Consider the following 18,367-nt stretch of genomic DNA (forward strand, 5'->3'; position numbering starts at 1 on the left):
TGTTTTTGTGTCGGTCTTGCAACACAGCGATCCTGTCCGGCCGTCACGGCCGGCCCTGTGGGCTCACGCGAGCCCTGCCTCCTTCATCTGGCGCAGTTCCTTCTTCAGTTCGCTCACCTCGTCACGCAGGCGGGCCGCGACCTCGAACTGGAGCTCCGCGGCGGCCGCGCGCATCCGGTCGGTCATCTCCTCGATGATTCCGGCCAGTTCGGTGGCCGGGCGGTCGGTGAGGATCTCGCCCTTGCGGCCCGCTCCCGCGCCGGAGCGGAGCGAGGGGACGGGAGCCTTGGCGCCCTTGCCCGGCTTGTCGGCCTTCATCTGACGGTAGCCGGTGCCCAGCAGCTGTTCGGTGTCGACCTCTTCGCGCGCGATGGTCGCCACGATGTCGTTGATCTTCTTGCGGAGCGGCTGCGGGTCGATGCCCTTCTCCGTGTTGTACGCGATCTGCTTCTCCCGGCGGCGGTTGGTCTCCTCGATGGCCTTCTCCATCGCCGGGGTGATCTTGTCCGCGTACATATGGACCTGGCCGGACACGTTGCGCGCCGCGCGGCCGATGGTCTGGATCAGGGACGTGCCGGAGCGCAGGAAGCCCTCCTTGTCCGCGTCGAGGATCGCGACCAGCGACACCTCGGGCAGGTCGAGCCCCTCGCGCAGGAGGTTGATGCCGACCAGGACGTCGTACTCGCCGGCGCGCAGTTCCCGCAGCAGTTCTACGCGGCGCAGCGTGTCGACGTCGCTGTGCAGATAGCGGACCTGGATGCCCAGCTCGAGGAAGTACTCCGTCAGGTCCTCGGCCATCTTCTTGGTCAGTGTGGTGACCAGGACCCGCTCGTCCTTCTCGGTGCGCTCGCGGATCTCGTGGACCAGGTCGTCGATCTGGCCCTCCGTGGGCTTGACGACGACCTGCGGGTCGATGAGGCCGGTGGGCCGGATGATCTGCTCGACGAAGCCGTCGCCGCGGGAGAGCTCGTAGGTGCCCGGGGTGGCCGACAGATACACGGTCTGGCCGATGCGCTCCCTGAACTCCTCCCACTTCAGCGGGCGGTTGTCCAGCGCGGACGGCAGCCGGAAGCCGTGGTCGACGAGCGTGCGCTTGCGGGACGCGTCGCCCTCGTACATGGCGCCGATCTGCGGGACGGTGACGTGCGACTCGTCGATGACGAGGAGGAAGTCCTCCGGGAAGTAGTCGAGAAGGGTGTTCGGCGGGGAGCCGGGGTCGCGGTCGTCGAAGTGCATCGAGTAGTTCTCGATGCCCGAGCAGGAGCCGATCTGGCGCATCATCTCGATGTCGTACGTGGTGCGCATGCGCAGCCGCTGGGACTCGAGCAGCTTGCCCTGCTTGTCGAGCTCGGCCAGGCGCTGCTCCAGCTCCGCCTCGATGCCGTTGACCGCCTTCTCCATGCGCTCCGGACCCGCCACGTAGTGGCTGGCGGGGAACACGTACAGCGACTGGTCCTCACTGAGGATCTCGCCGGTCAGCGGATGGAGGGTGGACAGGGCCTCGATCTCGTCGCCGAACATCTCGATGCGGACGGCGAGCTCCTCGTAGACCGGGAAGATCTCGATGGTGTCGCCGCGGACCCGGAACGTGCCCCGCTGGAACGCCGTGTCGTTGCGCGTGTACTGGATGTCGACGAAGCGGCGCAGCAGCTGGTCGCGGTCGATCTCGTCGCCGACCTTGAGCTGCACCATCCGGTCCACGTATTCCTGCGGGGTGCCCAGGCCGTAGATGCAGGAGACGGAGGCAACCACGACGACGTCGCGCCGGGTGAGGAGCGAATTCGTCGCGGAGTGGCGCAGCCGCTCGACCTCCTCGTTGATCGAGGAGTCCTTCTCGATGTAGGTGTCCGACTGCGGGACGTACGCCTCGGGCTGGTAGTAGTCGTAGTACGAGACGAAGTACTCCACCGCGTTGTTCGGGAGGAGCTCGCGGAACTCGTTCGCCAGCTGGGCGGCCAGGGTCTTGTTCGGAGCCATGACCAGGGTGGGGCGCTGGAGCTTCTCGATCATCCAGGCCGTGGTCGCCGACTTGCCCGTGCCGGTCGCGCCGAGCAGGACGACGTCCTTCTCACCGGCACGGACACGTCGCTCCAGCTCGGTGATGGCCGTCGGCTGGTCGCCGCTGGGCCGGAAGGGGCTGACGACCTCGAAAGGCGCCACCGTACGTTCGATCTTGGAAACGGGCCGCATGCAACAACCGTACGACCCACCACTGACAGTCGAGTCCCGGACGGCGGCGGACCGGCGGGCTCAGAAGCGTTCCGCCCCGAAGTGACTGCGCCGACGACGGCGCTCCGCGGCCCGGTCCGCGGGGCGGCGGAACGTCGTCGCCGGCATGCCGTACACCGGGGCCCTGCCGCCTCGCCCGTGCCGCTCGCCGCCCGACACCAGGAGCGGGTCGAACATCACGACGGCACCGGCGAGCAGCAGGAACACCGCGGGCCCGACCAGCATGGGGCCGATGAGCGTGGCGGGCGGATCACCGGCGACGGCGACGGCGGCCGCGTCGACCGCCTCGACAGCCTCGTGGAGATGGACGCTGACGGCGGCCATGCCGGTGTAGTGCATCCCGCTCACCGCGAGGCCCATCACGAGGGCGGCGCCCAGGCTCGCCAGGAATCCGCTCACCGAGACGGACGCCCACAGGGCCGCGGTCGCCGCGACCACGGCGATCACCACGGAGAGGGCGACGGTGGGCGTGTCGTACTCGAGGCTGCCCTGGAGCCGCATTCCGGCCATGCCGAGGTAGTGCATGGACGCCACGCCCAGCCCGGTGATCGCCCCGCCGGTGATCAGGGACATCCGGGTGGCGCCCCGCTGCCCGACGACGAAGATCCCGATGCCGACCATCACGATGCCCACGACCAGGCTGGCGAAGGTCGTCGCCCGGTCGTAGCCGATGGGGATCTCCTCGACGGTGAAGCCCATCATGGCGATGAAGTGCATGCTCCATATGCCCGAGCCGATGGCGATCGCGCCGAGCACCAGCCAGCCCGGCCGGTACGAGCCACCGTCCCGCAGGGACCGGGTGGTGCAGCGCAGCCCCAGAGCGCCTCCGAGGCATGCCATCAGATAGGCCGCCACCGGGGTGACGAGGCCGTAGCCGAATCCGTCGACCGTGCCCTGCATCCGTTTTGCACCCTTCGTCCCGCGCGATCCCCCGCCGCCCCGCGATCCCCGCGGTCTCTGAGGGAACGTCTGGTTCTGGGCGAGGGTACGGCCCGCGGAAGTGTATGCAAATGTCTCGGCGGAGATTTGTCGACCCCGACGCGCCGTGTCCGCTCCGCCGTGCCCGCCGGGCTCCGCCGGAAAGGCTCCGACGGCGATCCGTTCACCCTCCGGCCATACTTCGCCTGTGCCTCGTTGGCCGGGGACTGTCACTCTCGGCCCGTCCGTGCTCCGACCGACGTGAGGAAGAACCCGTGTACGCACGCCCCCTCGCCGCACTGGCCGCCACGACTCTGGGACTCACCACGCTGGTCCTGCCCGGTTCCGCCACGGGCGCCGAGCACACCGCCGCGGCCACGGACGGCCCGCAGGTGATCGCACACCGAGGCGCCTCCGGCTCTGCGCCGGAGAACACCCTCGCGGCGGTCGACCTCGCCGACGCCATGGGCTTCGCCTGGGTGGAGAACGACGTCCAGCGCACCAGGGACGGCGAGCTCGTGGTCGTCCACGACGACTCACTCGCCCGGACCACCGACGTGGAGCAGAAGTTCCCCGCCCGCGCCCCGTGGAAGGTGAAGGACTTCACCGCCGCGGAGATCGCCACCCTGGACGCGGGCAGCTGGCGCGGCGCCCAGTGGGCCGGCGCCCGGGTGCCGACGCTGAAGGAGTACCTGAACCGGGTGGACGAGAACCGGCAGAAGCTGCTGCTGGAGATCAAGAAGCCCGAGCTCTACCCGGGCATCGAGCAGGACACGCTGCGGGTGCTCGGCGAGGAGGGCTGGCTCGACCGGAGCCATGTGCGCGGCAGGCTCGTCATCCAGAGCTTCGGCGCGGACAGCGTCAGGGCCGTGCACCGCGAGCGGCCCGACATCACGACCGGCTTCCTCGGCAGGCCCGCGGTGGCGGACCTGCCGGTGTACGCGGCGTTCACCGACCAGATCAACCCCTCGCACACGTCCCTCACCGCCGAGTACGTCGCCGCGGTGCACGCGCTCAAGGGCGCCCACGGCAAGCCGCTGCGGGTCAGCACCTGGACCGTGAACGACGCGGCGGCCGCCGAGCGGGTCGCCGGCTTCGGCGTGGACGGGATCATCACCAACCACCCCGACGTCGTACGGGACGCGGTGGGCTGAGCAAATCCGGCCCGGCTGTCAGTGGCCGGCCGTACCGTGGTCCGCATGAAGACGTTCGAGTGGACCGTGATCGGCACGGACGTCGGTCCGCTGTTCCTCGCCGCGACCGACGTCGGCCTGGTCAGCGTGGTCTTCCACGCCTCACCAGCCGTGCGGGACCGCGCCGTGGGACAGCTGGCGGGCCGTCTCGGGGCCGCGCCCGTCGAGGACGCGACGGGCAGGCTCGCCGAGCCGATACGCCGGTTCGAGGCCTACTTCGCGGGCACGCTGCACGACTTCGCGCTGCCGCTGGACTGGTCGCTCTCGGCCGGTTTCAACCGGCAGGTGCTGCGGGAGCTGCTGTCCGGCGTGGAGTACGGCACGGTCGTCGGATACGGGGACCTCGCGGCCCGCGTCGGGCAGCCGGGCGCGGCGCAGGCCGTGGGCGCCGCGATGGGGTCCAATCCGCTGCCGGTCGTGGTGCCGTGCCACCGGGTGGTCGAGACCGACGGCGGGCTCGGGGGCTTCGGGGGAGGTCTGGAGACCAAACGGCAGCTGCTGGCACTGGAGGGCGTCCTGCCGCAGCCGTTGTTCTGACGCTCCCGTCGCTCCCGCTGCCGGAGGTCCGCTCTGGCACACTGCGTCAGTGACCACGACCCCCGACGCCGCTGACATACCCGAGGCTCCCAGGGCCGGGGTGCCGGCCGCCGCCGACCTGCCCTCGATACGCCGGCGCATCAACGCGGTGCTGATCGCGAGCCAGATCCTCGGCGGTCTCGGGGTGGCCACCGGAATCGCACTGGCCGCGGTGCTCGCACAGCAGGTCAGCGGCACCGAGGCGCTGTCGGGGCTCGCTCCGACCGCCACCGTCGCCGGGACCGCGCTGCTGTCCGTACCGCTGGCCGCGCTGATGACCTCGCGAGGCCGCCGCCCCGGGCTGGTCCTCGCCTATCTCGTCGGCGCGCTGGGCGCAGGAGTGGTCGTCGTGGCCGCCGTCATCGGCAGCTTTCCTCTGCTGCTCGTCGGCATGGCCGGCTTCGGCGGCGCGTCGTCCGCGAATCTGCAGGCCCGTTTCGCCGCCGCCGACCTCGCCGAGCCCGAGCGGCGCGGGCGGGCCATCTCCACCGTCGTGTGGGCGACGACGATCGGCGCGGTCCTCGGGCCCAACATCGCCTCCCCCGCCGGCCGGAGTGTGACCGGACTCGGCATCCCGGCGGCCGCCGGCCCGTTCCTCTGGGCGGCCGGGGTGTTCCTCGTCTCGGCGGTGCTCGTCCTCGTACTGCTGCGGCCCGACCCGCTGCTCACCGCCCGGGCCATGTCCCCGACAGACAACTCCCCGAAGGGCCGGTCGCTCAAGGCGGGCCTGCAGGCCGTACGCGAGTCGCCCATGGCCAGGCTGGCACTGGTGACCGTGGCCGTCTCGCACACCGCCATGGTGTCGATCATGTCGATGACCCCGGTCGCGCTCAGCCACCACGGCGCCGGCATCGAACTGATCGGCCTGGTGATCAGCGGCCATATCGCGGGCATGTACGCCTTCTCGCCGGTGATGGGCCGGCTCACGGACCACTTCGGGCGGCTCGCGGTGATCGGCCTCGCGGCGGGGCTGCTCTGCACGGCCGCGCTGCTGGCCGGGACGGCGGGCGCGAGCCACGGGCAGACCGCGGCCGGGCTGTTCGTCCTCGGACTCGGCTGGTCGGCGGGGCTGGTCGCCGGCTCCACCCTGCTCACCGAGTCCGTTCCGCAGCCCACGCGGGCGGCGGTCCAGGGCCTGTCCGACCTGACGATGAACACGGCGGCGGGCATCGGCGGCGCGGCGGCGGGACTGGTGGTGGCGCAGGCCGGGTACGGGTGGCTGAACGTGATCGGCGCACTGCTGCTGCTTCCGATGGCCGGACTGGCGATGCGGCGGGCACTGGCCCCGCGGTAGCGGCCGGGGCGCCGGGCCCGCCCGGTCCCGATGTTTGCGGCCGCCTCGGCCGCGCCAGGGATGGGACATGTCCCAGACCGCAGTCATAGTGTCCGAAGAGGTACGGGAAGCACTCCGCAATGGGGCTCCCGTCGTGGCCCTGGAGTCGACGATCATCGCGCACGGGCTGCCGCGTCCGCGCAATCTGAGCGTCGCCGCGGAGCTGGAGGCGCTCGTCCGCGTCGGCGGCGCGGTCCCCGCGACCGTCGCCGTACTCGACGGAAGAGCCCGGGTCGGCCTCACCAAGGCCGAGCTGGAGCGGGTCGCCGGCGACCCGGACATGCGCAAGCTGGGCCATCGCGACCTCGCCCCCGCCCTCGCCACGGGCACGAGCGGCGCGACGACCGTCTCCGCCACGGCGTTCCTCGCCGACCGGGCGGGCGTCCGCGTCTTCGCGACCGGTGGGCTCGGCGGTGTGCACCGGGGCTGGACCGAGACGCAGGACGAGTCGGCGGACCTGCGGCTGCTCGCCCACGTGGGCGTGACCGTGGTGTGCGCGGGCGTGAAGTCGATCCTGGACGTCCCGGCGACGCTGCAGCGGCTGGAGACGCTCGGCGTCACGGTGATCGGGTACGGCACGGACCGGTTCCCGGGCTTCTATCTGGCCTCCTCCGGCGAACCGGTCGACTGGACCGTCCGCTCGCCCGCCGAGGCCGCCGCCGTGATGCGCGCCCAGGACGCCGTCGGCGAACCGTACTCCTCACTGATCGTGGCCAACCCCGTCCCGGTGGCGGAGCAGTTGGACCCGGCGCTGCACGACCGGGTGCTGGCACGGTCGCTCGACGAGGCGCGGGAGGAGGGCGTCACGGGTCAGGCCGTGACACCGTTCCTCCTCGAACGGCTGATGCGGTACACCGGCGGCGCGTCCCTCGAGGCCAACCTGGCGGCGGTGCGCGGCAATGTACGGCTGGCGGCGCTGATCGCAGCGGCGTACGCGTGACGGGTCTCCTCGTCGTGGGCGAGGTCGTCACCGATGTCGTCGCCCGGTACAGCACGCCGCTCGCGCCCGGCACGGACACCGCCGCGCGGATCCGTGTCCTGCCCGGCGGCGCCGGCTCCAACGTGGCGTGCTGGGCGGCCCATCGGGGATGCCGCGAGGTGCGGCTGCTCGCCCGGGCGGGCGTCGCCGACCTGGAGTGGCACGCGAAGCAGCTGCGCGCGGCAGGGGTGGTGCCGCTGCTCGTGCCCGACGACGAGGTTCCGACCGCGACGGTCGTCGCGCTCGTGGACGCCACCGCCGAGCGGACGTTCCTCACCGACAGCGGCGCGGTGCTGCGGCTGTGCCCGGCGGACTGGTCAGCGTCGATGCTTGACGGCGTCGGCCATCTGCATCTGTCCGGCTATCTGTTCTTCTCCCACACCAGCCGGGCCGCCGCACTGAGCGCCATGGCGGCGGCATGCGCCAGGGGCGTGCCGGTGAGCGTGGACCCCGCCTCCACCGGCTTCATCGCCGAACTGGGCGTCGGGCGCGTGCTGTCGGTCCTCGAGGGCGTGGACGTCCTGCTCCCGAACGCGGACGAGGCCCGGCTCCTGACCGGTCTGCCCGACCCGGCGGAAGCCGCCGCGAAGCTCAGCCGCCTGGTGCGGCTGGCGGTGGTGACGCTGGGAGCCGGGGGTGCGCTGATCGCCGAGGCCGGCCGGGTCACGGCACGCCTGCCGCCGTGCCCGGCCGAGGCGCTGGACACGACGGGCGCGGGCGACGCCTTCACGGGGGCGTTTCTGGCGGCGCGGCTGGCGGGCGCCGATGCCGCTGCGGCGGCGGAAGAGGGCTGCCGGGCGGGTGCGGAAGCGGTGGGCAGGACGGGCGGCCGGCCCTGAGCCGCCCGTCCTGACGGCCCCCTGAGCCGGACGAAACCGCCCCGCCGTACCAGCAACATCAGCCGGTGCCGGACCAGGCCGGGTGGCGCGGGTCGTCGGCCCGCACGAGCACGTCGGCCGTATCGCCGGGGCCGACCTCGTCCTCGTACCGCGCGTACGCCGGGAGGGTCCAGCGTTCGCTCGCCTCCGTGCGGCGCTCCAGCGCGCCCGGCGAGAGCCGCAGGTGCACGGTCAGGTCGAAGGGGAACCAGTGCCCGAGCAGGAACGGCCCGTGCAGCAGCAGCACGCCGCCCGGAGGTAGTACGACGTGCGGGCTGCGCGTGGCCCGGTCGGTCTCCGGGTCCCACAGGTCGGGCAGGATCCGGCCGGTTCCACCCGCCTCCAGCGGGCCGAACACCTCCCGCCACAGTGCGCCGGTGTCGAACCAGTCGCTGTAGTACGTGTCGGGGTCCTCGCGTCCGTACTCGAACCGCAGCGACGCCGGGCGGAGAAAGCCGCCGGTCCCGACCACGACGGCGCGTCGTCCCCGTACCCGCAGCGCTTCGGCGAGCCGCCCGGCGAGCTCTCCGGGGCGTGCGGCGGGAGCGCCGTCGACGCCGATGCGGAGCCAGGGGCTGCCGTCGTCGGCGGTGGTCCGCAGGACCTGGTCGGCCAGGTGCCCGGTCAGCCGCTCCCAGGTGATCGCCTCGAGTCGCACGGGCCCATCATCGCCCGCTCGCCGCGGCCCCGTCCTCGCAGGCCGGGGCGTCCTCGTCGAGGGAGAGGGGGCTGTCGGCGGGCACGAAGTAGGTCACGTACAGGACGACCGGCTCGGTGCCGAGGTTTCGGCCGATGTGGCGGTGACGGGCGCCGGCCGGTTCGAGGACGACGCCACCCGGTTCCGTGATTTCGAGGGAGCAGTCGTCGAGGGTCCGGGTCAGGGTGCCCGACCGGACGACGGCCAGGACCTGGCCGGGGTGGTGGTGCCAGCCCGTCGAGCCGCCGGGCTCGATGGTGAGGGTGCGGACGACCACGTCGGTGCTGCCCTTGGCCGTGATGTCCACCCTGCCCTCCGTGCGGCCCTGTGCGAGGACCGTGCCGGTCACGCCGTGGCCGGGCGTCGCGTTCGCGGCGGACGGCACGACCGCCAGTGCTGCCGTGCAGGCCGTCAGCAGCAGCGCCGTCCGTACGTCGAACCGCTTTCCCCTGACCGTGAAGCCGCGCATGGCCCTCCCCTTGGATTCATCGCTCGATCAAACCGCCCCAAGCTATCGAACACCCGGGCGAGGGAGGGGCATCGCGAGACTGCGGGTAGCGCCGTGTCGCGCTGCCCCGTCCATGGCGTGGTCCGGTCGCCGACGGCCGTCGGGGGCGGCGCGGTCGAGTCCCGAGGGAGCGGAGCGCAGCCGCTGGGTACGTACCGGGCATGGACCTGGTGGTGATCCGGCCGCTGAAGGGAAGGCACTGCTCGGAGTGCCGCAGGGGCCCGCTCCCGATGCATCTCGTCGAGTCCGGCGCGCCGGTCTGCCTGGACTGCGCGGACCTCGGCCACCTCGTGTACCTGCCGAGGGGCGACGCCGCACTGACCAGGCGGGCACGGCAGGCGAGTTCGCTGTGGGCGGTGGTGGTCCGCCTCAACCGGCGGCGGGGGCGCTACGAGCGCCAAGGGCTGCTCGTCGAGGAACCGGCGCTCGCCCGCGCGGAGTCCGCCTGTCTGGCCGACGCGGACTCCCGCGCCCGCCGACGTGCGCGGGACGCGGAGCGCCGGGCCGCCGAGGACGTGCGGTTCACCGGGGAACTGACGGCGGTGATCGGGCGGTTGTTCCCCGGCTGCCCCGAGGAGCGTGCCGCTCGCATCGCCTCGCACACCTCCGTCCGCGGCAGCGGGCGCGTGGGCCGTACCGCGGCGGGCCGCTCGCTGGACGAGGGAGCCGTCACGGCCGCGGTGCGCGCGTCCGTACGGCACGTCGACACCGCGTACGACGCCCTGTTGATGGCAGGTGTGGCCCGCCACCGGGCGCGGGCCCGCGTCGCCCAGGAGATCGACGCGGTGCTGGCGTCCTGGCGGCGGCCCGTGGACCCGGCCTGATCCGAACGAGAGGTCTTAGGACTCCTGGGAGGGGCGGAACCGCCGGTACAGCACGAGGCCGCCGAGGATCATCGTCGCGCCGGCGGGCACGGCGAACGCGAGCCCGTCGGATCCGGTCTGGGCGAGCGACGCCCCGTCCGGCTTCGGTGCCTCTTCGCCCTGCGCGGCAGGCTTCTCGGGCTTCCCACGGGGCGGGGTGGCCGGCTTCTCCTGCGCGGGCGGCTCGCTCGAGTCGTTCACCGACGTGTTGCCGGTGGCGGGGTTGCCGATGCCGACGACGTTCACCGAGTTGCCGCTGACGTTGACCGGAAGGTCGACGGGAAGCTGCACACCGTTGCCCGACAGCACGCCCGGGGAATGGGCTGTTTCGCCGTCGGCGTGAGCGCCGCCGCCGTTGTGGGAGCCCGTGCCGTCCTGAGAACCCGGGGAGCCGCCCTCGTGCGTACCGCCGCCGTGGTCTCCGCCGCCCCCCTCGCCGCCGTCCGACACGCTGGCGCAGCTGTTGCCCGCGGCCGGGTTGAGCAGTCCGACGACATTGACCGTGTTGCCGCACACGTTCACCGGGACGTGCACGGGGAGCTGGACGCCGTTGCCGGAGAGCACGCCAGGAGATCCCGCCGCGGAACCGTGCGCACCCGCGTCCGCCTGGGCGTAACCCGTCGCCATGGCCAGTGCGCCGCCCGTGAGCATCACGGTCGCCAGGCCCTTTCTGTGAACCCGCCTCATGGGTTGCCTGCCTTCAGAAGAGAATCCACGGGCACTCGCCCGCACCGGACTTAACGCCGCCCGGACCACATGGGTTCTACCGAATGCGGCATTCACTCCTTCGGGTGTGTCATGTTTCGCCGGTGTTCGCACTCGCGGCCAGCCGGGCTCCCCCTTTCTCAGGTGCTGTAGTCCTGGATGCGCCGCCCGTCGCGCCGGCGGACCAAGGAGGGCCCTTCGCGGGCGAGTTCGGCGGCGACGGTTGCGGCTGTCGTCACGGCGTCGATGACGCCGCCGCGCACGACGACGGCCGCGTCGTCGGCGAAGTCGATCCGGCCGTCCTCACCGTGCACCGGCGCGGTGCACCCGGCGATCACGGGATCGGCCGGTGCCGGGCGGTCCGCGCCTTCCCCTGCGGTCATCCGCAACTCCTTGTCGACGTCACCGGTTCCCTGTCCCCGTCCTGCCCGGGCTCGCCCCGGCCGCGCTGGGGGCGCTGGGGGCGCTGGGGGCGCTGGGGGCGCTGGGGGCGCTGCAGGGAACACCGGCGGGACACTGCGGGATGCGCGGCGAGAGGCACCGGCGGGAGGCGCCGGCCGGATGCGCTCGTGCGGGTGGATTCCGGCCGGTGCGGGTGTCCGGCCGGTTGCGGGGGTGTTCCGGCGGAAAGAGTGAGCGCGGGCCGGCGGACCGCCAGCCGCTCGCCGCGAAGAAGGGAACCCCGACCGTGCCGACCTCGACGCAGTCTCTCCGCCGCCCGGTGAAGCCCCGGTCGGTACGGCAGCGCACCCTGCTGGCAGTCGCCGGAGCGGCGGTGGCCGTTCTGGCTGTCGGCGCACCGGCCGCGCAGGCGACCCTGGACGACGGGCGGAACGCGTCCGGGACACCGGCCGCGGTGGCGGCGCGGGGCGATGCCTACATCGAGACGCGGCTTCTCTTCGGCACGCAACGGCCGGACGGCGGGCCCGATGTGACGGACGCCCAGTTCATGGCGTTCATCGACCGGAGCGTCACACCCGGCTTCCCGGAGGGTCTGACCGTCCAGGAGGGGCGCGGCCAGTGGCGCGACTCCAACGGCGTCATCGAGCGGGAGCGTTCGTACGAGCTGATCCTGCTGTATCCCGCCGCCGAGGCCCGCGCCCGTGACGCCCGGATCGAACGCATCCGCGACGCGTACATGCAGGCGTTCGGGCAGGAGTCGGTGGCGCGGCTCGACGAACCGACGCGTGTCGATTTCTGACGTCGTCCCGAGCGGCCGTCACCTCCCCAGGAGCGCGGCGAGCGCCCCGACGGGGTCGGTGTCGGGTGTGCCGCGCGGCCACCAGTCCTCGCGGTCGAGGTCCGACTCGTACCCGTACCAGAGGCCGTTGCGCCCGAGTCTGAGCTGGAGCGAGCGCGCCGAGAGGTGGTTGCGCCAGGGCCGGAACTCGGGGAAGTCCGCGGCGGCCAGGGCCGGGCGCGCCCGGTCGAAGGGGCCGGCGGGCGGATCCCACGGCTCCTCCAGCACGGACAGGGCCTCGGGCCCGCCCTGCCGCCAGGCGGCGACGGCACGGGCCAGGTCGATGGGCGTGCGGTCGGTCGCTGCGGCGAGGTCCCGGTACAGGGCGCGGGTGGAGGCGGTCAGGCCAGAGCCAGGATGGGCGGCGGCAAGCCGGACGGTGTCCTGCCAGCGGGTCAGGTCGGCGACCGGGTCGCGGCCCGTGCTGAGCAGGGTGTGGGCCCGCCCGGCTGCCTCGCCGGCCAGCAGGTCCAGGGCCAGCGGGTCGGGGGCGCCGGGCACCTGCGGATACGCCGGGGGGCGGCCCGGTCGCTGTGGGGCGGGGAAAGGCGGCGGCAGGGGCGGCAGCGCGGTGGCGGCAGCGAGGGCCTCGTCCGCCGGCACCGTCGCCAGGGGGGCCGCGGACACCGCGGCGGAGTGCTCGGCCGCGGAGCGCGTCGCGTTGCGGCGGGAGAGCGCCGAGAGGATCTCCCGCTCGCCGCGGCCGCGCATCAGGAACAGCATGAACGGGTCCTCGTCGAGCAGCCTGGCGGTCTGGTAGCTGAGTGCCGCGGCGTGCTTGCAGGGATAGCCGTCGTCCGGGCAGGAGCAGTCGGGGATCAGGTCGCCCGGTGTCGGCAGCAACTCGGCGGCGCTCGCCAGCGCCTGCGGAACGTCCTTGTCGAGAAGGGCCGCGATGTGGTCCGGACGGGCCGCCGCCGCAGCCAGGAAGTCGTCCCAGTCGTCGTCGCCGAGGGTGCGCAGACGGATCTCCGTGCGGTACGGGCGGGGCCGGCTGCCTTGCACGTACGCCATGACCCGGCCGGGCGTCACCGTGATCGCGGCGACATGGCCGCGTGCGGCATAGGCGCGGCCGCGCACCAGACGCGCCGGGTCGAGAGCGGTGTCCTCGAGGGCCTCCACCCAGGCGTTGCCCCACCAGGTCATGGCGGTCTCCTGCCCGGCGAGCGGCTCGAGCGCGGGGAAGGTCCGGCGATGGTCGTCGTGGTGCGGCCCTGCCGGTGGGCCAGGTCGCGTGCCGGTGTGCGCGCGGGGGGTCATGAGGGCCTCCGCAGAGAGACAAGGTCGGCCAGCTCCCGGTCGGTGAGCTCCGTCAGCGCCGTCTCACCGGAGCCCAGGACCGCGTCCGCCAGCGCGCGCTTGGAGGCGAGCATCTCGGCGATGCGGTCCTCGACCGTGCCTTCGGTGATGAGACGGTGGACCTGCACGGGCTGGGTCTGGCCGATGCGGTAGGCGCGGTCGGTCGCCTGTTCCTCGACCGCCGGGTTCCACCAGCGGTCGTAGTGGACGACATGGCCGGCCCTGGTCAGGTTCAGCCCGGTGCCCGCCGCCTTCAGCGAGAGGATGAACACCGGCACCTCGCCGGACTGGAAACGGTCGACCATCCGCTCGCGCTCCGCCACGGGCGTCCCGCCGTGCAGCAGCTGGCTCGGGATCGCGCGGGAGGCGAGGTGGGCGGCGAGCAGCCGGGCCATGGAGACGTACTGGGTGAAGACGAGCACGGAACCGTCCTCGGCGAGGATCGTCTCGAGCAGTTCGTCGAGCAGCGCGAGCTTCCCGGACCGGCCCGCGAGCCGCGCGGTCGCGCCGCTCCCGTGGGCGGTTCCGTACTCCTTGAGGAACTGGGCGGGGTGGTTGCAGATTTGCTTGAGCGCCGTCAGCAGTTTCATCACCAGGCCGCGGCGCGCGATGCCGTCCGCCGCCTCGATCGCCGCCATCGTCTCCCGGACCACGGCTTCGTAGAGGGACGCCTGCTCGCGGGTGAGCGGCACCGGATGGTCGGACTCCGTCTTGGGCGGCAGCTCGGGCACGATGCCCGGGTCGGACTTCTTCCGGCGCAGCAGGAACGGGCGGACGAGCCGCGCGAGCCTCTCCACGGCGTCGTCGTCCTCGCCGTTCTCCACCAGGCGGGCGTGGCGGGAGCGGAACGCCTTGAGCGGTCCGAGCAGTCCGGGAGTCGTCCAGTCCAGCAGCGCCCAGAGCTCGGAGAGGTTGTTCTCGACCGGGGTGCCGGTGAGGGCGACGCGGGCAGGGGTGGGGATGGTGCGCAGGGCCTTTGCGGTGGCGGAGAACGGGTTCTTCACATGCTGGGCCTCGTCGGCGACGACCATGCCCCAGGGCTGGGCGGCCAGTTCCTCCGCGCTGCTGCGCATGGTGCCGTAAGTGGTCAGCACGAAGCCGCCGTCCGGTGTGTCGAGGGTGCGGCCGGCTCCGTGGAACCGCCGTACGGGGACGCCGGGGGCGAACCGGGTGATCTCGCGCTGCCAGTTGCCGAGCAGCGACGCCGGGCACACGACCAGCGTCGGGGCGGTGCGCGCGCGGCGCAGGTGCAGGGCGATCACGGTGACGGTCTTGCCGAGGCCCATGTCGTCGGCCAGACAGCCGCCGAGTCCGAGGGACGTCATGAGGTCCAGCCACGCCAGGCCCCGCAGTTGGTAGTCCCGCAGGGTGGCGTGCAGCCCCTCGGGCGCCTCCGCAGGGGCGGTGGTGGTGGTGAGGCGGTCACGCAGGGCGGCCAGCGCGCCCGTCGGTACGGCCTCCACCGTCTCGCCGTCGACCTCCGCCGTGCCGGTCAGCGCCACCGCCAGGGCGTCGACCGGCTCCAGGAGGCCGAGTTCCCGCTTGCGTGCCTTGCGCACGAGGTCGGGGTCGACGACGACCCAGCGGTCACGCAGCCGCACGATGGGGCGGTGCGACTCGGCGAGCGCGTCCATCTCGCGCTCGGTCAGCGGATCGCCGTCGAGCGCCAGCTGCCAGTCGAACCTGAGCAGGTCCGCGCTGTCGAAGAAGGGTGTGCCGTCGGTGGCGGACCCGGGCGCGGAGCGCACGACGGCGGCGGCTGTGAGCGTACGCGCGAGCTCCTTCGGCCAGTGGACGCTCACTCCCGCCGCGTCCAGGCGGGCGGTGCCGGGCCCGAGCAGCTCGTACAGCTCCTCCTCGGTCAGCGGCAGTACGTCGGGCATGTCCCGCTCCAGCAGCCGGGCCAGCGGCTGCCAGGCGCGGGCGGCACGGCGCAGCGCCAGCACCGTGTCGATACGGGCGCGCGGCCCGAAGTGCTCGTCGCCGTCTCCCGCCCACAGCCGCGCGGCGTCCATGACGAGGGTCGGGTCGGCGAGGCTGTGCACCTGGACCACGGCTGCTCCCGCGTTGCGCTCCGCGCCGCTGTCCGCGGGGACGTCGAAGAGCTCGTACGCGGACAGGTCGAGACGCAGGGAGACCCGGACGCCCGCGTCCATCCCGGCCGCCGCCTCGGCCGCCCATTCACGGGCTCCGGGGAGGTGCTGCGGCTCGGCTGCCGCGAACGGCGCGCCTACGGCGGAAGCGGCGGCCGGGGTGCGCGGCAGACTGTCGGCCACCGCGTCGAAGAAGGCGCGCACCAGGGACTCCGGCTCGGGCAGCCGCGGCGGCCCGGCCCCGTCGACCGGGGCGGCGTGCGCCTCGTACGGCATGGCGGCGGCGATGGCGCGCAGCTGGGCGACATCGTCGGCGTCGAGCGGCCCGGCGCGCCAGGCGTCGTGGTCGGAGGGAGTCAGTCCGGGCAGCAGCCTGCCGCGGGTGACGAGATGCAGTGCGTGCAGCACGGCCGCGCCCCAGCAGGCGGCGGCGGGATGTGCGCCAGGGTGCCGCCGGGCTTCGATCAGCAGCGGCGCGGCCGCCGTGACGGACATGACGACGGCGGGAACGGTGACGCTGCGGACAAGGAGCGTGTCTCCCTCACGGTGCGGGCGGACGACGGTGATCTCGTCGCCCGCACCGGGCAGCGGACGCCCGTCCGGGGACCAGAAGGCGATCCGGCCCTCGCGCGGCAGTGCGGCGGGCAGGAAGACGGCGGCTGCGGCGCGGACGGCTGTGGTGTCCAGCTCCGAGGTCATGGCGTCGTCTCCTCTCCCGCGAGTGCGTGCACGGACGTGCGGTTGCGTGTGCCGGAGTGGCACTGCGCATTACGACCTTACGGGCGGGGTCTGACATTGATGGCGTGACCGGCTGTGACCTGGCCTTTCGCCCTCGCTCCAGCCGGTGTCAGCCGCGGCTGCGCACCCGCGCGACGAACTGCGCGGTGTGCTGTCGGCGGATCCGGGCGACGACCGCCAGCAGCACGAAGAAGATCACCGGGGTGAGTGCGTTCTGCCCGTCGAACACGGTCAGCTGTGTGACGAAGGCGCCGACCATCAGTCCCATCAGGGCGATCGCGGAGATCCCGGACAGGATCGGGATCACCAGGGCGATCGCGCCGGCCAGCTCCAGGCCGCCCACCAGGTACATGTACCAGTCGCCGTAGCCGATGCGGTCGAACCCCACTGTCGCGGAGGAGTGCGCCACGAGCTTCGGGGCCGCGCTGGCGACCGCGAAGAACAGGGCAAGCAGGATCTGGAGCACGCGGATGGCCAGGTGTACGCGCCGACTGGGCTCGGTGGTGCCCGTCGGGGCGGCGACGGTGGTGGGCGAAGCAGCGGAAGCAGTGGCGGACATGGCTGTCTCCTCGGGGGGTGAGCGGTAAGGGTGCGAAGGCGCTGTGGTTTCCATGGCGCTGTCACGCGCTTCCATGGCTTTCACACAGTCAGACCGCCGTGCGCTGCCGAAGTCATCGCTCCGGGACGAGGATTCCGCGGCGTTTTCCGGCCTCGGGCGGCCGCCCGGAGGAGGGTGCATCCTGAAGAGGGAGATGCGCCATGCGTACTGGAAATGAACCGGTCACCGCACGCAGTCCCCTGCGGATGCGCTTCTGGCTGGGTGTGTGGGGCCTGATCTGGACGGCGGGAGGCACGGTCGCCTTCACGTTCGCCGAACGGCTCGGGTGGGCCGTCGTCTGCGGTGCGCTCTTCCTCGTCGTGGCCGTCGATCTGGCTCTGGTCGTGCGCCATATCCGCCAGGGCTCGCACTATCAGCCGGGCCGGGACGTCCCGCCGTACGAACCACCCGGCCGCGACTGAGCCCGGCCTCGCGGGACCGGTGGCGCACGATCTCCCTCCGGCCCGGTCTCCCTCCGGAGTCACTCCGTGTCGAAGCGGGCGGCCTTCATATACTCCGGGTTCGGGTCCAGGGCCGCCGCGAGGCGGAAGTGGCGCTGGGCCTGCTCGGGCCTGCCTGCCCGTTCGAAGGTGCGGGCGAGGGCGAAGTGGGCGAACGCGTTGTCCGGCTCACGCTCGAGGACCAGCTCGAATTCGAGCTCCGCCGGACGCAGTTGAGCCGAGGCGAAGAACGCACGGGCGCGCAGCAGACGGGCCGCGGTGTTCTCCGGGTGGGCGGCGATCACGGAGTCCAGCAGCTTGACGGCCCCGCGCGGGTCCCGCGCGGCCAGCAACTGCTCGGCGGCGCGGAAGTCGATGACGTGGGTCTCCGGGTTGCTGTTCGACACTCTCGCATCCTTCCCTGGCTGCCCCGTTCCAACACGGGACGGCCCGGCGCTATTCCACCGGCCGGTGGCCCCGGGAGGCGCGCCGGGTCAGCTCGTTCCACACCTCGCGGACCTGGGGCTCCAGCTTCTCCAACGGTCCGTCGTTGTCGATGACGAGATCGGCGACGGCCAGCCGCTGCTCGCGCGTGGCCTGCGCCGCCATCCGGGAGCGCGCCTCGCTCTCCGTCATCCCGCGCAGCCGCACGAGCCGGTCCAACTGGGTCTCGGGCGACGCGTCGACCACGATCACCAGGTCGTAGAGCGATTGGAGGTTGTTCTCGGTGAGCAGTGGTACATCGTGAACCACCACGTCGTCAGGGCCCGCCGCCTGTTCCAGTTCCCGGGAGCGGGCGCCGACCAGGGGATGCACGATGCCGTTCAGTGTGGCGAGGCGCTCGGGATCGGCGAACACGATCGAGCCGAGCTTCGGACGGTCCAAGGCGCCTTCGGCGTCCAGGATTTCCGGTCCGAAGGCCTCGACGACGGCCGCGAGCCCCGCAGTTCCGGGCTCGACCACCTCACGGGCGATCCTGTCGGCGTCGACGAGGACCGCCCCGTACGAGACGAGCCGCCGGGACACTTCACTCTTGCCGGCACCGATGCCGCCGGTCAGGCCCACTGTCAGCATGCGCCG

19 protein-coding genes are annotated in these 18,367 nt (G+C 72.7%); 8 read left to right on the forward strand and 11 right to left on the reverse strand.

What is annotated here, in order from left to right:
• Nucleotides 1-63 precede the first annotated feature (63 nt).
• Both uvrB and ACWD01_RS11185 read right to left on the reverse strand, forming a co-directional pair.
• Nucleotides 64-2,190, reverse strand: coding sequence for an excinuclease ABC subunit UvrB (gene uvrB / locus ACWD01_RS11180; RefSeq protein ID WP_451160410.1), 2,127 nt, complete (start codon nucleotides 2,188-2,190; stop codon nucleotides 64-66).
• Between the two features lie 60 nt (nucleotides 2,191-2,250).
• Nucleotides 2,251-3,129, reverse strand: a complete 879-nt coding sequence (locus ACWD01_RS11185; RefSeq protein ID WP_451160412.1) for an MHYT domain-containing protein — start codon at nucleotides 3,127-3,129, stop codon at nucleotides 2,251-2,253.
• 293 nt (nucleotides 3,130-3,422) lie between these two features.
• On the opposite strand from ACWD01_RS11185, the gene ACWD01_RS11190 reads away from it, so the two are divergent.
• The 5 genes from ACWD01_RS11190 to ACWD01_RS11210 all read left to right on the forward strand — a co-directional run bounded on the left by ACWD01_RS11190 (nucleotide 3,423) and on the right by ACWD01_RS11210 (nucleotide 8,067).
• Nucleotides 3,423-4,301, forward strand: a complete 879-nt coding sequence (locus ACWD01_RS11190; protein WP_451160414.1) for a glycerophosphodiester phosphodiesterase — start codon at nucleotides 3,423-3,425, stop codon at nucleotides 4,299-4,301.
• A 45-nt stretch (nucleotides 4,302-4,346) separates the two neighbouring features.
• The gene (locus tag ACWD01_RS11195) at nucleotides 4,347-4,877 is read left to right on the forward strand and encodes a methylated-DNA--[protein]-cysteine S-methyltransferase (RefSeq protein ID WP_451160416.1); all 531 of its coding nucleotides are present in this window, start codon (nucleotides 4,347-4,349) and stop codon (nucleotides 4,875-4,877) included.
• 49 nt (nucleotides 4,878-4,926) lie between these two features.
• On the forward strand, nucleotides 4,927-6,210 hold the full coding sequence (locus ACWD01_RS11200) for an MFS transporter (RefSeq protein ID WP_451160418.1): 1,284 nt from the start codon (nucleotides 4,927-4,929) through the stop codon (nucleotides 6,208-6,210).
• A 67-nt stretch (nucleotides 6,211-6,277) separates the two neighbouring features.
• Nucleotides 6,278-7,189 carry a pseudouridine-5'-phosphate glycosidase gene (locus tag ACWD01_RS11205; RefSeq protein WP_451160420.1) on the forward strand — a complete coding sequence of 304 codons (912 nt, stop codon included), beginning with the start codon at nucleotides 6,278-6,280 and terminating at the stop codon, nucleotides 7,187-7,189.
• Complete coding sequence (locus tag ACWD01_RS11210) at nucleotides 7,186-8,067, forward strand: carbohydrate kinase family protein (protein WP_451160421.1); 882 nt, start codon at nucleotides 7,186-7,188, stop codon at nucleotides 8,065-8,067. Before ACWD01_RS11205 ends, ACWD01_RS11210 begins: the two co-directional genes overlap by 4 nt.
• A 58-nt stretch (nucleotides 8,068-8,125) precedes the next feature.
• On the opposite strand, the gene ACWD01_RS11215 is transcribed toward ACWD01_RS11210, so the two are convergent.
• Nucleotides 8,126-8,764, reverse strand: a complete 639-nt coding sequence (locus ACWD01_RS11215; RefSeq protein ID WP_451160423.1) for a uridine kinase — start codon at nucleotides 8,762-8,764, stop codon at nucleotides 8,126-8,128.
• Between the two features lie 7 nt (nucleotides 8,765-8,771).
• On the reverse strand, nucleotides 8,772-9,272 hold the full coding sequence (locus ACWD01_RS11220; RefSeq protein WP_451160425.1) for a cupin domain-containing protein: 501 nt from the start codon (nucleotides 9,270-9,272) through the stop codon (nucleotides 8,772-8,774).
• A 200-nt stretch (nucleotides 9,273-9,472) separates the two neighbouring features.
• Here ACWD01_RS11220 and ACWD01_RS11225 point away from each other — a divergent pair, with 200 nt between their 5' ends.
• Nucleotides 9,473-10,135, forward strand: a complete 663-nt coding sequence (locus tag ACWD01_RS11225; protein WP_451160427.1) for a DUF2293 domain-containing protein — start codon at nucleotides 9,473-9,475, stop codon at nucleotides 10,133-10,135.
• Nucleotides 10,136-10,150: 15 nt separating this feature from the next.
• Here the strand turns inward: ACWD01_RS11225 and ACWD01_RS11230 are convergent, their stop codons facing one another.
• Entirely contained in the window at nucleotides 10,151-10,861 is a 711-nt protein-coding gene (locus tag ACWD01_RS11230) for a chaplin family protein (RefSeq protein ID WP_451160429.1), read from the reverse strand.
• 158 nt (nucleotides 10,862-11,019) lie between these two features.
• Nucleotides 11,020-11,262 carry a hypothetical protein gene (locus tag ACWD01_RS11235; RefSeq protein ID WP_451160431.1) on the reverse strand — a complete coding sequence of 81 codons (243 nt, stop codon included), beginning with the start codon at nucleotides 11,260-11,262 and terminating at the stop codon, nucleotides 11,020-11,022.
• 305 nt (nucleotides 11,263-11,567) lie between these two features.
• On the opposite strand from ACWD01_RS11235, the gene ACWD01_RS11240 reads away from it, so the two are divergent.
• A complete protein-coding gene (locus ACWD01_RS11240; RefSeq protein WP_451160433.1) occupies nucleotides 11,568-12,080 on the forward strand; it encodes a DUF3574 domain-containing protein in 513 nt (170 codons plus the stop codon).
• 18 nt (nucleotides 12,081-12,098) lie between these two features.
• Here ACWD01_RS11240 and ACWD01_RS11245 read toward each other — a convergent pair whose 3' ends face one another.
• From ACWD01_RS11245 to ACWD01_RS11255, 3 genes are all read right to left on the reverse strand, one after another.
• Entirely contained in the window at nucleotides 12,099-13,379 is a 1,281-nt protein-coding gene (locus tag ACWD01_RS11245) for an SWIM zinc finger family protein (RefSeq protein WP_451160435.1), read from the reverse strand.
• Nucleotides 13,376-16,210, reverse strand: coding sequence for a DEAD/DEAH box helicase (locus tag ACWD01_RS11250; RefSeq protein WP_451160437.1), 2,835 nt, complete (start codon nucleotides 16,208-16,210; stop codon nucleotides 13,376-13,378). The genes ACWD01_RS11245 and ACWD01_RS11250 overlap by 4 nt, the downstream gene beginning before the upstream one ends.
• A gap of 148 nt (nucleotides 16,211-16,358) precedes the next feature.
• On the reverse strand, nucleotides 16,359-16,808 hold the full coding sequence (locus tag ACWD01_RS11255) for a DoxX family protein (RefSeq protein WP_451160439.1): 450 nt from the start codon (nucleotides 16,806-16,808) through the stop codon (nucleotides 16,359-16,361).
• A gap of 200 nt (nucleotides 16,809-17,008) precedes the next feature.
• Here ACWD01_RS11255 and ACWD01_RS11260 point away from each other — a divergent pair, with 200 nt between their 5' ends.
• Entirely contained in the window at nucleotides 17,009-17,269 is a 261-nt protein-coding gene (locus tag ACWD01_RS11260; protein ID WP_451160441.1) for a DUF6343 family protein, read from the forward strand.
• Nucleotides 17,270-17,328: 59 nt separating this feature from the next.
• On the opposite strand, the gene ACWD01_RS11265 is transcribed toward ACWD01_RS11260, so the two are convergent.
• Nucleotides 17,329-17,694, reverse strand: a complete 366-nt coding sequence (locus ACWD01_RS11265) for a tetratricopeptide repeat protein (protein WP_451160443.1) — start codon at nucleotides 17,692-17,694, stop codon at nucleotides 17,329-17,331.
• A 49-nt stretch (nucleotides 17,695-17,743) separates the two neighbouring features.
• On the reverse strand, nucleotides 17,744-18,361 hold the full coding sequence (coaE, locus tag ACWD01_RS11270; RefSeq protein WP_451160445.1) for a dephospho-CoA kinase: 618 nt from the start codon (nucleotides 18,359-18,361) through the stop codon (nucleotides 17,744-17,746).
• Nucleotides 18,362-18,367 lie beyond the last annotated feature (6 nt).

The organism is Streptomyces sp. NPDC002835, from assembly GCF_053591995.1.

Bases quoted from the DNA above. Each gene is read 5' to 3' on its own strand.
- uvrB (WP_451160410.1), bottom strand. From the start codon at position 2,190: ATGCGGCCCGTTTCCAAGATCGAACGTACGGTGGCGCCTTTCGAGGTC.
- ACWD01_RS11185 (WP_451160412.1), bottom strand. From the start codon at position 3,129: ATGCAGGGCACGGTCGACGGATTCGGCTACGGCCTCGTCACCCCGGTG.
- ACWD01_RS11195 (WP_451160416.1), top strand. From the start codon at position 4,347: ATGAAGACGTTCGAGTGGACCGTGATCGGCACGGACGTCGGTCCGCTG.
- ACWD01_RS11205 (WP_451160420.1), top strand. From the start codon at position 6,278: ATGTCCCAGACCGCAGTCATAGTGTCCGAAGAGGTACGGGAAGCACTC.
- ACWD01_RS11220 (WP_451160425.1), bottom strand. From the start codon at position 9,272: ATGCGCGGCTTCACGGTCAGGGGAAAGCGGTTCGACGTACGGACGGCG.
- ACWD01_RS11225 (WP_451160427.1), top strand. From the start codon at position 9,473: ATGGACCTGGTGGTGATCCGGCCGCTGAAGGGAAGGCACTGCTCGGAG.
- ACWD01_RS11230 (WP_451160429.1), bottom strand. From the start codon at position 10,861: ATGAGGCGGGTTCACAGAAAGGGCCTGGCGACCGTGATGCTCACGGGC.
- ACWD01_RS11235 (WP_451160431.1), bottom strand. From the start codon at position 11,262: ATGACCGCAGGGGAAGGCGCGGACCGCCCGGCACCGGCCGATCCCGTG.
- ACWD01_RS11245 (WP_451160435.1), bottom strand. From the start codon at position 13,379: ATGACCCCCCGCGCGCACACCGGCACGCGACCTGGCCCACCGGCAGGG.
- ACWD01_RS11250 (WP_451160437.1), bottom strand. From the start codon at position 16,210: ATGACCTCGGAGCTGGACACCACAGCCGTCCGCGCCGCAGCCGCCGTC.
- ACWD01_RS11255 (WP_451160439.1), bottom strand. From the start codon at position 16,808: ATGTCCGCCACTGCTTCCGCTGCTTCGCCCACCACCGTCGCCGCCCCG.
- ACWD01_RS11260 (WP_451160441.1), top strand. From the start codon at position 17,009: ATGCGTACTGGAAATGAACCGGTCACCGCACGCAGTCCCCTGCGGATG.
- coaE (WP_451160445.1), bottom strand. From the start codon at position 18,361: ATGCTGACAGTGGGCCTGACCGGCGGCATCGGTGCCGGCAAGAGTGAA.